We start from the raw sequence: 11,351 nt of genomic DNA, 5'->3' as shown, positions 1-11,351 counted from the left end.
TACTATTTCACAATATAAGATTCAATGACTTTGCTCACTTTTTCACGTAAAAGTGTCTAAAGTTTGAACAGAAAAAATCCGCTCATTCTCATGACCGGACTCGCCGCTTTTTCAATAATAGATGATAGATTATTACAAATAGATGCACGATCAAACCGAAGACGTTCATAGCGAGCCCGACGACCGCCCACCACAATGCTCCCCATCCGTATCCAAGCATCAAACTGCCAACCAATAGCGTATAGCCACTTACGACCAATACTGTATTCAAGATGAATGGAAAAGGCCTTTGTTTCTTCGTTCGAATTATTTGATACGTTGAAATGATGACTCCCAGTGTCAGTCCAAACAGCAATACGAGCAAAATGATAATGTCATTCATCCTTTTTACCTCCTCATGACTTGATTGGAACGACTCTTTCAAGACTCTCCTTCACGTCTACTTTTCACTCTCTGATAAATGACAATGCCAACGTGAAGAATCATACCAAGCACGTACAAGATCAGCCCTAGTGCAAGCCAGCCGATCGCGTCCCAACCACGTACGATTGTCATTCCGACAAAAAAGAAGATATAGCCAGTCACGAGTAGCAACGACGAAACGATGAATTGACGTCGCAATCGAGATTGTATAGAGAAAAATAAGAAAAACAGTAAGATGGTTGTCATCGTGCCTAGCAATATAAAGTCCTCTCCGTTGTACTCCCGAATCATCGTGCATCCTCCCTTACATCTGTGCCTCGTTTTATTATAGCATACAAAATGGAAAAATTTCTCAATCGCTCGTATCCTATCATAACAGTATGTCACAACAAAAAAGCATCATTCCACTTACGGAACGATGCTCATTTTTCATTCATCTGTTTCATTAAATCCATCTGTTCTTGTACCATCGCTTCCTTCTCTCGACGCAATACCCCTTTGTAGGTGACGCGTGAAATCGATAAACTGATTTCATATAGGAAGAAGAGTGGTAGCGACACCATGAGGTGCGACGTCAAATCCGGCGGTGTGATGAATGCCGCGATCACGAATAGGGCGAAGTACGCGTACTTTCGAATCTTAGATAAGAAGTACGGGGTCACGACACCGATTCGGGTCAAGAACATCGTCACGACCGGCAATTGGAACAATAGACCGAACGGGATCGTCAGTTGCAACAAGAACGTGAAGTAATTGTTCGCCCCGATGATTTGTTCGAGTCCGAGGTCTTGCCCGAGGTCCGTCGAGATATCGAGGACAAGCGGGAACAACCAGTAGTAGGCGAACGCAAGGCCGATCAAGAACAGTCCGAAGATGATTGGGATATAGGCGAGCGTGCCTTTCCGCTCATTCGGATGCAGACCGGGTGCGACAAACGCCCACACTTGATACAGTAGGAATGGGCTCGCCGCAATCAGACCGATAATGAGCGCCAAGTTCAAGTAAATCATGAGTGGGTCTGCGACCCCAAAAGCGTTCAGTTCGAGCCCGCGTTCGACGAGATCTTCTTGCAAATAAGCGAGTACATATTTGACACTCGGCAAAGCTACCAAAAAGAAGGCAAAGACGACAAATGCAGATAGCATCAGTCGTCTCCGCAGCTCTGTCAAGTGATCGGTGAGTTCCCGCTCTTGATCAGGTTGATGATTCATGGCTTACTGCTCTTTCTTTTCGATAGCTTTCTTGTCGTTCTCTTCGTGCTCGTTCATCATGCCGTTTGTTGCATTTTTGAACTCACGAAGCGTCTGTCCGGCCGCGCGACCAAACTCCGGCAATTTCTTCGGTCCGAAGATGATGAGCGCGATGATGGCGATGATGAATAGACTCGCCCCACCCGGAATCCCGACGACGAGTGATGATGCTAGTAATTCCATTATTGATGGACCCCCTCAGCGGTTGGATAGTGTTGCATAAAGTAAATGAGTGACTGCAGCTCAATCGACAAATCGATGTGATGGACGCGAACCGTGTCCGGTACAGTGAGTCGTGCCGGTGTGAAGTTCAAGATGCCTTTGATACCAAAGCGCACCAAGTCATCTGCGACGGGTTGCGCATAGGCAGAAGGCACCGTCAAAATGGCGACGTCAATCTTGTTTTGCTTCATGATCTGTTCCATCTCATCGACGTGATGAATTGGGACGCCTGACATCGTCGTGCCGACTTTTGTCTCGTCTGCGTCGAACCCGACGACGATATGTGTGTTATTGTTTTTAAGGAAGTTATAGTTGACGAATGCCGTCCCAAGGTGACCGACCCCGACCAAGGCGACATTCGTAATCTCGTCTTGATTCAGTGTCTTTCGGAAAAAGTCTAACAGATACTGCACGTTATAGCCATATCCCTTTTTACCGAGCGCACCGAAGTACGAGAAATCACGGCGAATCGTAGCCGAATCGACTTTGACCGCCTCACTCAGTTCTGCTGAAGAGACACGTTGTTTCCCTGACGCGTGCAGGCTTTGAATAAATCGATAGTATAGTGGCAACCGTTTGGCTGTCGCTTGTGGAATCTTTGGTTCGTTTTGACTCAACGGAAAGAGCCTCCTTTTTACGACACGTTACAAACGAATCTGAATTTCATACACCTTGATTGTAAACGAATTCACATGACCACTCAACGAATATACCTAAAATCGCTGAAAAATACAGTATACTAAATAGAGAGAAAGGGGTTTTTTCACTTGATCCTACTGCAAGTCAACAACTTATCCAAATCCTTCGGCGTCGAGCCGATTTTAGAAAACGTCAAACTCGAAATCCAGGAAGGCGAACGCGTCGCCCTTGTCGGTCGTAACGGGGCCGGGAAGTCGACGCTTTTGAAAGTCATCGCTGGTGAATACAACTATGACTCCGGGGACATCATGAAGCCAAAAGACGTCACGATCGGCTATCTCGCCCAAGACTCAGGGTTAGAATCCGACGAGACGATCTGGAATGAGATGCTCACCGTCTTCACGGACTTGATCGAGCAAGAGAAGACGCTCCGTCGCATGGAGGCTGACATGGGCTCAGAACGAATCCTAAATGACGCCGCTGCATATGAACGTCTCCTCTCTTCTTATGATGAAGAGCAACATACGTTCAAAGAACGTGGCGGATACCAATATGAAGCGACCATCCGCTCAGTTCTCCACGGGATGCGCTTCTACCCGGACGACTTCGAGCGTCGCATCGACACGCTCTCCGGGGGACAACGGACGCGTCTCGCCTTGGCGAAGATGCTCCTTCAAAGTCCCGACCTGCTTATCTTGGATGAGCCGACGAACCATTTGGACATCGAGACGCTCGCCTGGCTAGAGAAGTACTTGAGCGGCTATAAAGGTGCCGTCCTCATCGTCTCCCACGACCGCTACTTCCTCGACCGCGTCGTTTCGGTCGTCTATGAGTTGTCACGTCATCGGAGCCGCCGCTTCGTCGGGAACTATACGAAGTATCTCGAGCAGAAGGCGGCCCTCTACGAACAAGAGAAGAAGCAGTTCGAGTCGCAGCAAGAAGAGATTGCCAAGATGCAGGACTTCATCCAACGAAACATCGCCCGGGCGACGACGACGAAACGTGCACAAAGCGTGCGGAAACGTCTCGAGAAAGTCGACCGACTCGATGCTCCGGATGGTGACGAACGCAGTGCCGTCCTCTCGTTCTCTATCAAACGCCAGAGCGGGAACGATGTATTGAGCGCGAGTGACCTCGCCATCGGATACGAGGAAGCAATCGCTCAAAATCTCCGTTTCCAACTGCAACGCGGGGAGTCCGTCGCGCTCGTCGGTCCGAACGGGGTCGGGAAGTCGACCCTCCTCAAAGTGTTGACGAAACAACAAGCCGCCCTCACCGGTGAGATCCGTTACGGAACGGGCGTCGAAATCGGCTACTACGACCAGGAGCAACAAAACTTGTCTGACGCGAACCGTGTCATCGACGAGATTTGGAACGACTGGCCGCTCATGCGCGAGCAAGAAGTGCGGAGTCTGCTCGGACAGTTCCTCTTCAGTGGCGATGACGTCATGAAGCGTGTTCATGAACTATCCGGTGGCGAACGGGCACGACTCACCTTGGCCAAGCTGAAGCTCGAGCAACCGAACCTCCTGATCCTGGACGAGCCGACGAACCACTTGGACCTCGACTCGAAGATGATCTTAGAGAATGCCCTCCTCGACTATCCGGGCACGATTCTCTTCGTCTCGCATGATCGCTACTTCATCGATCGACTCGCGACGCGTGTGCTAGAGATCACACCGAACGGCATCGACGAGTATCTTGGAGACTATTCGTACTACGTCGAGAAGAAAGAAGAACTCGAGGAACTGGCGCGACTCGCCCGTGAAGAGACGAAGCAGGTCGTCGTGAAAAAACAACGCGCCGATAAGGAACAACAGCGAGAAGAGCGCCGCATCAAACAGCGCATCGAAGAGATTGAGCAAGCGATTGAGCAACATGAGAATCGGCTCGACGAAATCGAACAGTTGCTTTGTGAGCCGGAAGTCTTCAACGACTTCGCCCGTGCCCAGGAGTTGTCGACCGAATCGGACGCAGCGAAAGAATCGATTACCGCACTTTATGCGGAATGGGAGGAACTCCATACATGATGCGTACCCGTGCCATGCGAATCGAGTTCATTCAAGCGTTCCTCACAGGACTCGCCTATATCGTGCCGACCGGGACCCAGTTCGTATCTGAACTCATCCGTGGGGAGCCGACGATTGTCCCGGCTATTCTCTTTTACTTTTTACCGGTCGTCATCGGCTTCATCATTCAGACGTGGCCAGGGATACTACTCAGTCTCTTCAGTGGCCTGCTCATGAGCACGCTCTTCATCCGTCTCGTCGTCTGGCCGGTTGATGTGACGGTCCATACGTTCTATGCGCCTGGATCGGTGTGGGCCCACTTCTATGAAGAGACGCTCTTCATGTGGATTCTCGCTCTTCTCGTGTTCATCGTGAGCCGCATCAATACGTGGCATCGAGAGAATTATCGACAACCAAAAGCGTGAACGAAAAAAGAGGTCAGCGTTTTGAATACGCTGGCCTCTCTTTATATTAGAAATATCGTAACGGCTGGAATCCGATTGTATGGAAGTCGAGCTTCGTCCCGTCTTCAGCGATAAAGAAGACAGCCTCGTTCGTGTCGACGTCACGTGTGAACACCTTATAGAACGTCATCGGCTTTTCGCCATTCGTCACATAGCGTGCTTCATGCGTCGAGATGACTTGTGCGAACAGTTGCTGATTGTCGAGCTCTTCAATCAAATCATCAAACTTTGCCGCTTCTTCTTCCGTTGCCTCGCGACCCCTCTCGATTTCATAATAAGCATCGCTCGCTTTTGGCTGTACCCCGAGATTACGATCGACGACGATCACACGCTCTGGCTCTTGATCGACGACGCTTGTGTAGCCGTATAGTGACTCGATTAAGGTATTCTCTCCGGTCACGCGACCGATGCCCTCCAATGTGTCTTCTCCAGTCAATGACTTCACTCGCGTCTCTTCTGGAACAATCTCTTCTTGATAGGCGATATTGTAAGCGCGGATGATCTCACGTACTTGTAAGAATGTCGCAACGACGAGTAGTACGATGAGTCCTCCAATGATGATGCGTTTCGTCATGTCTCTATTTCCCCCTAGACTGTCATGCTCTCTTCTAAGGATAACCCAGGAACCGCATTCATCGCTAGTGTATCGCGCTTCCCGCGCACATACGCGTGATGAGCCGCCACCCCGATCATGCCTGCGTTGTCCCCACAGAGGTCAAGCGGTGGAATGACGAGTTGAATCCCTTCAGCTGTAGCCGCTTCTTGAAGCGCTGCGCGGAGGCCACGGTTCGCCGCGACACCACCCGCGACAAGCAATTGCTTCGCCCCTTTTTCCTTCACGGCACGAATCGCTTTCTCGACGAGCACTTCGACGACACTCGCCTGGAAGCTCGCTGCCAAGTTTTCAGGGATGACCGTCTCGCCTCGTTGTTCCGCATTGTGTACGGCGTTGATGACCGATGACTTCAAGCCACTGAAACTGAAGTCGAAGCTACCCGGTTCGAGACGAACGCGTGGGAAGTTGTACGTGTCTTTCCCGACTGCAGCCAAGCGGTCAATCGCAGGACCTCCCGGATATGGGAGACTGAGCGTGCGTGCGACCTTATCGTACGCCTCACCCGCTGCGTCGTCACGTGTCTCCCCGATGACTTCGAAGACACCGTGTTCTGGCATATAGACGAGCTCTGTGTGTCCACCTGAGACAACGAGACAGACGAGTGGGAACTGCATCTCTTCAACGAGTTCGTTCGCGTAAATATGTCCGGCGATATGGTGGACGCCGATGAGTGGTTTTTGATGGGCAAACGCCAATGCTTTGGCCGCACTGATCCCGACGAGAAGGGCACCGACGAGACCCGGTCCTTGTGTGACCGCAACCGCATCGACATCTTCCATCGTCACGCCTGCCTCACTCAATGCATCGTCAATCACGTACGTGATCCGTTCCACATGATGACGAGACGCCACTTCAGGGACGACGCCACCAAATCGTTTATGACTCTCGATTTGAGAAGAGACGACGTTCGACAATAACGTCTTCCCGTCTTTGACGAGCGCAACAGACGTCTCGTCACAGCTCGACTCGATCGAGAGAATCAGTGATGTGTTCATTCTGACTCACTTCCTAACTTCGCCCAATAAATATAGGCGTCTTCATTATTATCCTGATAGTAGCGTCTTCTCCGACCGGCTTGCATAAAACCGAACTGTTCATACAGTTTTTGCGCGCCGACGTTCGACACGCGGACTTCTAACGTCAATCCGACGAGTCCTTTCGACTTGGCGAACGCGACAAGTTCCGCTAACAATTGATTGCCGATGCCCTGTCCACGAAACTCAGGTAAGACGGCAATGTTTGTGATATGTCCTTCATCGACGATTGTCCAAACGCCGACAAACCCGACGACCCGTTTGTCATGGACCGCGACAAAATAAGCGGCCTGTTCATTTCGAAGCATCTCATTCATGAACGCCTCTTTTGTCCACGGAATGGCGAATGACGCTTCTTCGACTTTCGTCACTTCCTCGACATCAAGCCACGTCATCCGCCGAATTTTCACGTCAGCCATTGTTTTGTCCCTCTAACCATTTCGCTTCCGCCTCGGCGAGTCGCAAATACTCCGGTTCAAACGCATGGACGTCACTCGTCTCATCGCTGAAGACGACCAAATCACTCGCACGCCCGTATCGATGGGCAGCCGGTGCCTCGATATAGTCATATCCACTTAACACGTCACGGAACGGTTCCACGTCTCCGACGACAAGGAAGCGACCTTGACTATTCAGTCGCAACCAATCCGCGACCGAGGCATGCTGATCGTGCGTCAGTGCCTTGTTGTGCTGATAATATCCGATATAGGCATTGCCACGGCGCGCGTCAATCAATGAGACGACCGGCAAATCGGTATTCGGGGCCGCTGCCATAAGTTGAAGAGCGGACACGCCGATGAGTGGAAGATTAAGCGTATAAGCGAGTGTCTTCGCCGTCGTCACTCCGATGCGAATTCCCGTATACGAACCAGGTCCTGTCGTGACAACGATGCGCTCGAGCATGTTCGGTGTCCACTTGACCGCTGCCATGAGCTGTTCAATCATCGGCATGAGTGTGACCGCATGGTTTTTTGAGACCATGACCGTCGCTTCTGCTTGAATCTCTCCAGCCTCACTTAACGCGACTGACAAACGTGTCGTCGCCGTATCAATCATCAATTGCTTCATGCGAGCACCTCCTTGGCGATTTGAACGTAACGCTCACCCGTCGGAGCGAGTGTCAGTTTGCGTTCTTCGTCGCCGACCCGTTCAATCGTGATGGCCAAGCGTTCTTCTGGAAGAGAAGACTCGATCAAGTTCGACCACTCCACGATGGCGACACCGTCACCGTTGATATATTCCTCAAGACCGATGTCATCCCCCGTATCCTCGAGACGATAGACATCCATATGATAGAGCGGCAATCGCCCTTTGTATTGTTTCATAATCGTGAAGGTCGGACTGTTGACGTTCCGCGTGACTCCAAGTCCTTTTGCGAATCCTTGTGTGAACGTCGTTTTGCCGGCACCGAGGTCACCGTTTAACGTGATGACCGTGCCTGCTTCGACGAGTGTGGCCAATCGTTCTGCCACCGCCTGCGTCTCCGCCGCAGAATGCGTAATCAATGTATACATGAATGGTTCTCCTTTTCACTTCTCATACGTACTCATTGTACACTTCATTTTAAGCAAAAAAAAACACGAAACGCTATCGTTTCGCTATCTCATTTAAAAATTGGTTGCGGGGGCTGGATTTGAACCAACGACCTTCGGGTTATGAGCCCGACGAGCTACCAGACTGCTCCACCCCGCGACGACATATGAAATTAAATAAAAATTGGTTGCGGGGGCCGGATTTGAACCGACGACCTTCGGGTTATGAGCCCGACGAGCTACCAGACTGCTCCACCCCGCGATGGTTTGAATTGTTTCGACATCCTCTATAATAAGCGAGACAGTTATAAAAAGCAACCATTTTCTTAATGTTTTTTCAAAAATGGAATCGGGAACAGATATAACAGCACAGACTATCAGAGAAAAGGGGCGCGACCGCCATGTCCAAATGGGGAAATCGATTCAAGAAATGGTTCTTTTCGGAGATCGAAGCCGAGATCACGTTTGACCCGGCAGCACTCATTCCGAAGCAAACCGTGACGGGTACGTTGCACGTCTCCAACCCGACAACGAATGTCGTTCGCTTACAGGAACTCACCCTGACCTTCTTGACGACGTTCAAAGACATCACCATGGAAGGAAACGAGTTCAATCGAGAAGCTGATATTCAAGAAGTCCCGATTCCACTATCGCTTGTATTAGAGCCCGGAGCGAAAGAGGACGTTCTGTTTTCATTCGAGTTGACGATGTACGCACCCTCTTCTGCCGGTGCCCCATATAGTATAGAGGCTACGTTATGGGACAAGGACATCAAACGGGTTTGGTTTGACGTGATCGAACACATCGAAATCGAACCGATGCCTGAACTGAAACGATTACTCGATGCGACCGCTCATGCCGGACTTGAGCCGATGTTCGTCCGAAACGTGATCGACCCGCTCGGGGAAGAACGTCCGTATCCATTCGTTGAAAAGTATGGATTCAAGCCGGTCGGGGAATGGGCCGATGAGTTTGAAGTCGTCAAATCGTTTTGGCGCTTGCATGAAGACGGGATTGACCTCTACTACTGGCTCGACAACATCGAGACCCAGCGAACGCTCGAATCGATGGCGACCGACGTCGAATTACGTCATCGTTCCCTCACATGGGAACAACTCGAGCGCGAACAAGAACAGCTCGGTCTCGGCATTCAAGATACGCTACGCAGTCACCGCTCCTCGTGAGCGGTTTTTTCAATTTGCATTTCATTCTTACTCGTGTTGACGATGGTTTGAAAGTGGTGGCGATACGGATGCATGAACAATTCATATTGCAGACGTCGCTCTAAATGTGAAGCGTGTAAATAGTCCAGCTTCATCCCTCGTTCCTGAATATCACGATGCGAACGTCGCTTGAACTCCGTCTCTCCATCCGTATAAAGATATATCGATTGGTCAAAAGACGAAAGATCCAGGAATGCGACACTCATTCCTTCAATAATCGTGATTGGCTTCTCCGGATCAATCCATGTCCGCTCTAGATAGGGGACATCAATCGTATAAAACCCAATCCCTTCCCGAATCATACGGACATCTCGCTCGAGTGACAGCAGATGATGCGCGGCCGGATGACACGCCGTCATCTTATACTGATAGGTCGTTCCATCGTGTTGATACGTGAGAATCGTTTGTTTCCGCAACTGTGAATCTGTGATATACGGGTCTGTGTGAAGCAGGTTGATATCACCGAGTCGTTCCCGTAATTTTTCTGCCAACGTCGATTTTCCGGCCGCCCCATGTCCGGAGATGGCAATCAGTGTCCGTTGATCCGATTTCACACTTTGTACAATATCCTCAATCAGTTGTTCCATGATTCTCCCCCTTCGGTACACTTGATGTACAAAGGAAATGTAACCATCTCATGTCCACTTGTCCATCTTCTCATCTCACAGGCTCATCTGCACGCCATTCTTCGTCACGAGTAAAGTTCTCACTTAGGTCAAACGGCTGAAACTATTATAATGAACAAACAGCTCATCGTGTCAAGATGAGCTGTCTTCTTTTTTCTTCAGTCTCGTCAAGCTTCTGTTCTAACCGTTCCACTTGTCTCGTCATACGAGCAATCACCTGACTGATTTCCTGATCCAGTCCGTTCACTTGATCTAAAGAATCATTGATTCGTCCATGCATCGTCCATTCTGAAAAAATATCATCCAAAAAGTAATCTGCGAACTGAATGAGTGAACCTCGATCGACATGCAACTCCTGAACAATCCCTTGCACGTCCGCTAATTCACGGGAGAAGCGCTCCAACGCAGATTGTAATTCATGCATCGTCTGCTCGGAAGCATCTAGCGCCTCATGCTTCATGGCTGTAGCAATCAAGCCACCCCCGAAGAACGTATCATACGTTGACCACCCTTTCGCACTATCTAGATGTTTGAGTGTTTTTGCAATCGTCGACCGTGCCGCCTTACCAGCAACGATGGCTTCCCGATATTCGATGAGAAGTTCATTCGTTTCGGCTTGTTGATTCGTGAGATGGTGTAAGTCTCGGCGAACAGCTGGGTCTTTCACCAGATGGGATTCTTTTGATTGTAAGAAGTTCTCCCACTCAGCGTCGATTCCCTCATATCCCTCGAGCTGTTCTTGTAAATCTCGATGTTCGAGCGTCAATTCGTCAATCATCGCTTCGTGTTCTCGTAATTTCAGCTCAGCGCGAGCAGCCTCTTCCATTTCAATCGTCCGTTGTTCATCAAACGTTCCTCGTAATTTTCGCCACGTGTTGACGAGCGAGAAGCTTTCAAGGTCATACACATCACGTTGTTCTTTCGTGAATGAATTGAGTAGTGCTTTCCGCACCGCCTCATGCTCTTTTAACTGTTTGTTTAGTATCTCTTGCTTACGCACAAGTCGATCTCGCTCGGCGATACGCTGTTGTAAATCTAATTGGGTCTCCTGAAGATTCTGCATGATGTTTCCCCTCTCATTTTGTTTATCGAATGAGTTAATCTGAGGAGATTCATGATTTATAAACATCCCCTCTTTCTCTTACTTAGTACGAAAAAGAAGGGACAAAGTTTCAAAGAAACAAAAAAACGACCGAGCGCTATGCTCGGTCGTCCTCTGCGTTGTTGCCTGGCAACGTCCTATCCTCACAGGGGGAGATCCCCCAACTACTTTCGGCGCTGAGACGCTTAACTTCCGTGTTCGGCATGGGAAC

At 49.9% G+C, this 11,351-nt stretch carries 15 protein-coding genes, 2 tRNA genes and 1 rRNA gene; 3 read left to right on the top strand and 15 right to left on the bottom strand.

Going from position 1 to position 11,351, the window contains the following annotated elements; translation table 11 throughout:
• Positions 1 to 88 precede the first annotated feature (88 nt).
• The 5 genes from KNO94_RS11635 to KNO94_RS11615 all read right to left on the bottom strand — a co-directional run bounded on the left by KNO94_RS11635 (position 89) and on the right by KNO94_RS11615 (position 2,512).
• Positions 89 to 382 carry a hypothetical protein gene (locus KNO94_RS11635; RefSeq protein ID WP_214779876.1) on the bottom strand — a complete coding sequence of 98 codons (294 nt, stop codon included), beginning with the start codon at positions 380 to 382 and terminating at the stop codon, positions 89 to 91.
• 38 nt (positions 383 to 420) lie between these two features.
• Positions 421 to 714, bottom strand: a complete 294-nt coding sequence (locus KNO94_RS11630) for a hypothetical protein (protein ID WP_214779874.1) — start codon at positions 712 to 714, stop codon at positions 421 to 423.
• Between the two features lie 131 nt (positions 715 to 845).
• Positions 846 to 1,634 (bottom strand): twin-arginine translocase subunit TatC, encoded by a 789-nt coding sequence (gene tatC, locus KNO94_RS11625; RefSeq protein WP_214779872.1) that lies wholly within the window; start codon positions 1,632 to 1,634, stop codon positions 846 to 848.
• A gap of 3 nt (positions 1,635 to 1,637) precedes the next feature.
• Positions 1,638 to 1,856 (bottom strand): twin-arginine translocase TatA/TatE family subunit, encoded by a 219-nt coding sequence (gene tatA, locus KNO94_RS11620; RefSeq protein WP_015880580.1) that lies wholly within the window; start codon positions 1,854 to 1,856, stop codon positions 1,638 to 1,640.
• Entirely contained in the window at positions 1,856 to 2,512 is a 657-nt protein-coding gene (locus KNO94_RS11615) for a redox-sensing transcriptional repressor Rex (protein WP_026824455.1), read from the bottom strand. The genes tatA and KNO94_RS11615 overlap by 1 nt, the downstream gene beginning before the upstream one ends.
• Positions 2,513 to 2,662: 150 nt before the next feature.
• Here KNO94_RS11615 and KNO94_RS11610 point away from each other — a divergent pair, with 150 nt between their 5' ends.
• Positions 2,663 to 4,564 (top strand): ABC-F family ATP-binding cassette domain-containing protein, encoded by a 1,902-nt coding sequence (locus KNO94_RS11610; protein WP_214779870.1) that lies wholly within the window; start codon positions 2,663 to 2,665, stop codon positions 4,562 to 4,564.
• A complete protein-coding gene (locus KNO94_RS11605) occupies positions 4,561 to 4,968 on the top strand; it encodes a hypothetical protein (RefSeq protein WP_214779868.1) in 408 nt (135 codons plus the stop codon). The genes KNO94_RS11610 and KNO94_RS11605 overlap by 4 nt, the downstream gene beginning before the upstream one ends.
• Before the next feature lie 46 nt (positions 4,969 to 5,014).
• On the opposite strand, the gene KNO94_RS11600 is transcribed toward KNO94_RS11605, so the two are convergent.
• The 7 genes from KNO94_RS11600 to KNO94_RS11570 all read right to left on the bottom strand — a co-directional run bounded on the left by KNO94_RS11600 (position 5,015) and on the right by KNO94_RS11570 (position 8,451).
• On the bottom strand, positions 5,015 to 5,581 hold the full coding sequence (locus KNO94_RS11600) for a hypothetical protein (protein WP_214779866.1): 567 nt from the start codon (positions 5,579 to 5,581) through the stop codon (positions 5,015 to 5,017).
• Between the two features lie 14 nt (positions 5,582 to 5,595).
• Positions 5,596 to 6,618 carry a tRNA (adenosine(37)-N6)-threonylcarbamoyltransferase complex transferase subunit TsaD gene (gene tsaD / locus KNO94_RS11595; RefSeq protein WP_214779864.1) on the bottom strand — a complete coding sequence of 341 codons (1,023 nt, stop codon included), beginning with the start codon at positions 6,616 to 6,618 and terminating at the stop codon, positions 5,596 to 5,598.
• Entirely contained in the window at positions 6,615 to 7,076 is a 462-nt protein-coding gene (rimI, locus tag KNO94_RS11590; RefSeq protein WP_214743004.1) for a ribosomal protein S18-alanine N-acetyltransferase, read from the bottom strand. The genes tsaD and rimI overlap by 4 nt, the downstream gene beginning before the upstream one ends.
• The gene (gene tsaB / locus KNO94_RS11585; RefSeq protein WP_214779862.1) at positions 7,069 to 7,725 is read right to left on the bottom strand and encodes a tRNA (adenosine(37)-N6)-threonylcarbamoyltransferase complex dimerization subunit type 1 TsaB; all 657 of its coding nucleotides are present in this window, start codon (positions 7,723 to 7,725) and stop codon (positions 7,069 to 7,071) included. Before tsaB ends, rimI begins: the two co-directional genes overlap by 8 nt.
• Positions 7,722 to 8,171 carry a tRNA (adenosine(37)-N6)-threonylcarbamoyltransferase complex ATPase subunit type 1 TsaE gene (gene tsaE, locus KNO94_RS11580; RefSeq protein ID WP_015880566.1) on the bottom strand — a complete coding sequence of 150 codons (450 nt, stop codon included), beginning with the start codon at positions 8,169 to 8,171 and terminating at the stop codon, positions 7,722 to 7,724. The genes tsaB and tsaE overlap by 4 nt, the downstream gene beginning before the upstream one ends.
• Before the next feature lie 101 nt (positions 8,172 to 8,272).
• Positions 8,273 to 8,349: transfer RNA gene (locus KNO94_RS11575), tRNA-Met, on the bottom strand.
• 25 nt (positions 8,350 to 8,374) lie between these two features.
• A tRNA-Met gene (locus KNO94_RS11570) sits at positions 8,375 to 8,451 on the bottom strand.
• A gap of 139 nt (positions 8,452 to 8,590) precedes the next feature.
• Between KNO94_RS11570 and KNO94_RS11565 the strand changes: the two genes are divergently transcribed.
• Positions 8,591 to 9,373, top strand: coding sequence for a sporulation protein (locus KNO94_RS11565; RefSeq protein ID WP_214779860.1), 783 nt, complete (start codon positions 8,591 to 8,593; stop codon positions 9,371 to 9,373).
• On the opposite strand, the gene KNO94_RS11560 is transcribed toward KNO94_RS11565, so the two are convergent.
• The 3 genes from KNO94_RS11560 to rrf all read right to left on the bottom strand — a co-directional run.
• A complete protein-coding gene (locus tag KNO94_RS11560; protein WP_214779858.1) occupies positions 9,358 to 9,999 on the bottom strand; it encodes a uridine kinase family protein in 642 nt (213 codons plus the stop codon). The two genes, KNO94_RS11565 and KNO94_RS11560, sit on opposite strands and share 16 nt — an antisense overlap.
• Before the next feature lie 163 nt (positions 10,000 to 10,162).
• Complete coding sequence (locus tag KNO94_RS11555; RefSeq protein WP_214779856.1) at positions 10,163 to 11,101, bottom strand: coiled-coil domain-containing protein; 939 nt, start codon at positions 11,099 to 11,101, stop codon at positions 10,163 to 10,165.
• A gap of 163 nt (positions 11,102 to 11,264) precedes the next feature.
• Positions 11,265 to 11,351: ribosomal RNA gene (rrf, locus tag KNO94_RS11550) — 5S ribosomal RNA — on the bottom strand; the annotation flags it as partial.

This window comes from Exiguobacterium sp. s22 (genome assembly GCF_018617455.1).
Taxonomy (GTDB): domain Bacteria; phylum Bacillota; class Bacilli; order Exiguobacteriales; family Exiguobacteriaceae; genus Exiguobacterium.
This window is presented reverse-complemented; position numbering and strand designations above follow the sequence as displayed.

Excerpts from the sequence above, each read along its gene's own strand:
- tatC (WP_214779872.1), bottom strand. The coding sequence starts at position 1,634 with ATGAATCATCAACCTGATCAAGAGCGGGAACTCACCGATCACTTGACA.
- KNO94_RS11630 (WP_214779874.1), bottom strand. The coding sequence starts at position 714 with ATGATTCGGGAGTACAACGGAGAGGACTTTATATTGCTAGGCACGATG.
- KNO94_RS11635 (WP_214779876.1), bottom strand. The coding sequence starts at position 382 with ATGAATGACATTATCATTTTGCTCGTATTGCTGTTTGGACTGACACTG.
- tsaE (WP_015880566.1), bottom strand. The coding sequence starts at position 8,171 with ATGTATACATTGATTACGCATTCTGCGGCGGAGACGCAGGCGGTGGCA.
- KNO94_RS11605 (WP_214779868.1), top strand. The coding sequence starts at position 4,561 with ATGATGCGTACCCGTGCCATGCGAATCGAGTTCATTCAAGCGTTCCTC.
- KNO94_RS11560 (WP_214779858.1), bottom strand. The coding sequence starts at position 9,999 with ATGGAACAACTGATTGAGGATATTGTACAAAGTGTGAAATCGGATCAA.
- rimI (WP_214743004.1), bottom strand. The coding sequence starts at position 7,076 with ATGGCTGACGTGAAAATTCGGCGGATGACGTGGCTTGATGTCGAGGAA.
- KNO94_RS11600 (WP_214779866.1), bottom strand. The coding sequence starts at position 5,581 with ATGACGAAACGCATCATCATTGGAGGACTCATCGTACTACTCGTCGTT.
- tsaD (WP_214779864.1), bottom strand. The coding sequence starts at position 6,618 with ATGAACACATCACTGATTCTCTCGATCGAGTCGAGCTGTGACGAGACG.
- tsaB (WP_214779862.1), bottom strand. The coding sequence starts at position 7,725 with ATGAAGCAATTGATGATTGATACGGCGACGACACGTTTGTCAGTCGCG.
- KNO94_RS11555 (WP_214779856.1), bottom strand. The coding sequence starts at position 11,101 with ATGCAGAATCTTCAGGAGACCCAATTAGATTTACAACAGCGTATCGCC.
- tatA (WP_015880580.1), bottom strand. The coding sequence starts at position 1,856 with ATGGAATTACTAGCATCATCACTCGTCGTCGGGATTCCGGGTGGGGCG.
- KNO94_RS11565 (WP_214779860.1), top strand. The coding sequence starts at position 8,591 with ATGTCCAAATGGGGAAATCGATTCAAGAAATGGTTCTTTTCGGAGATC.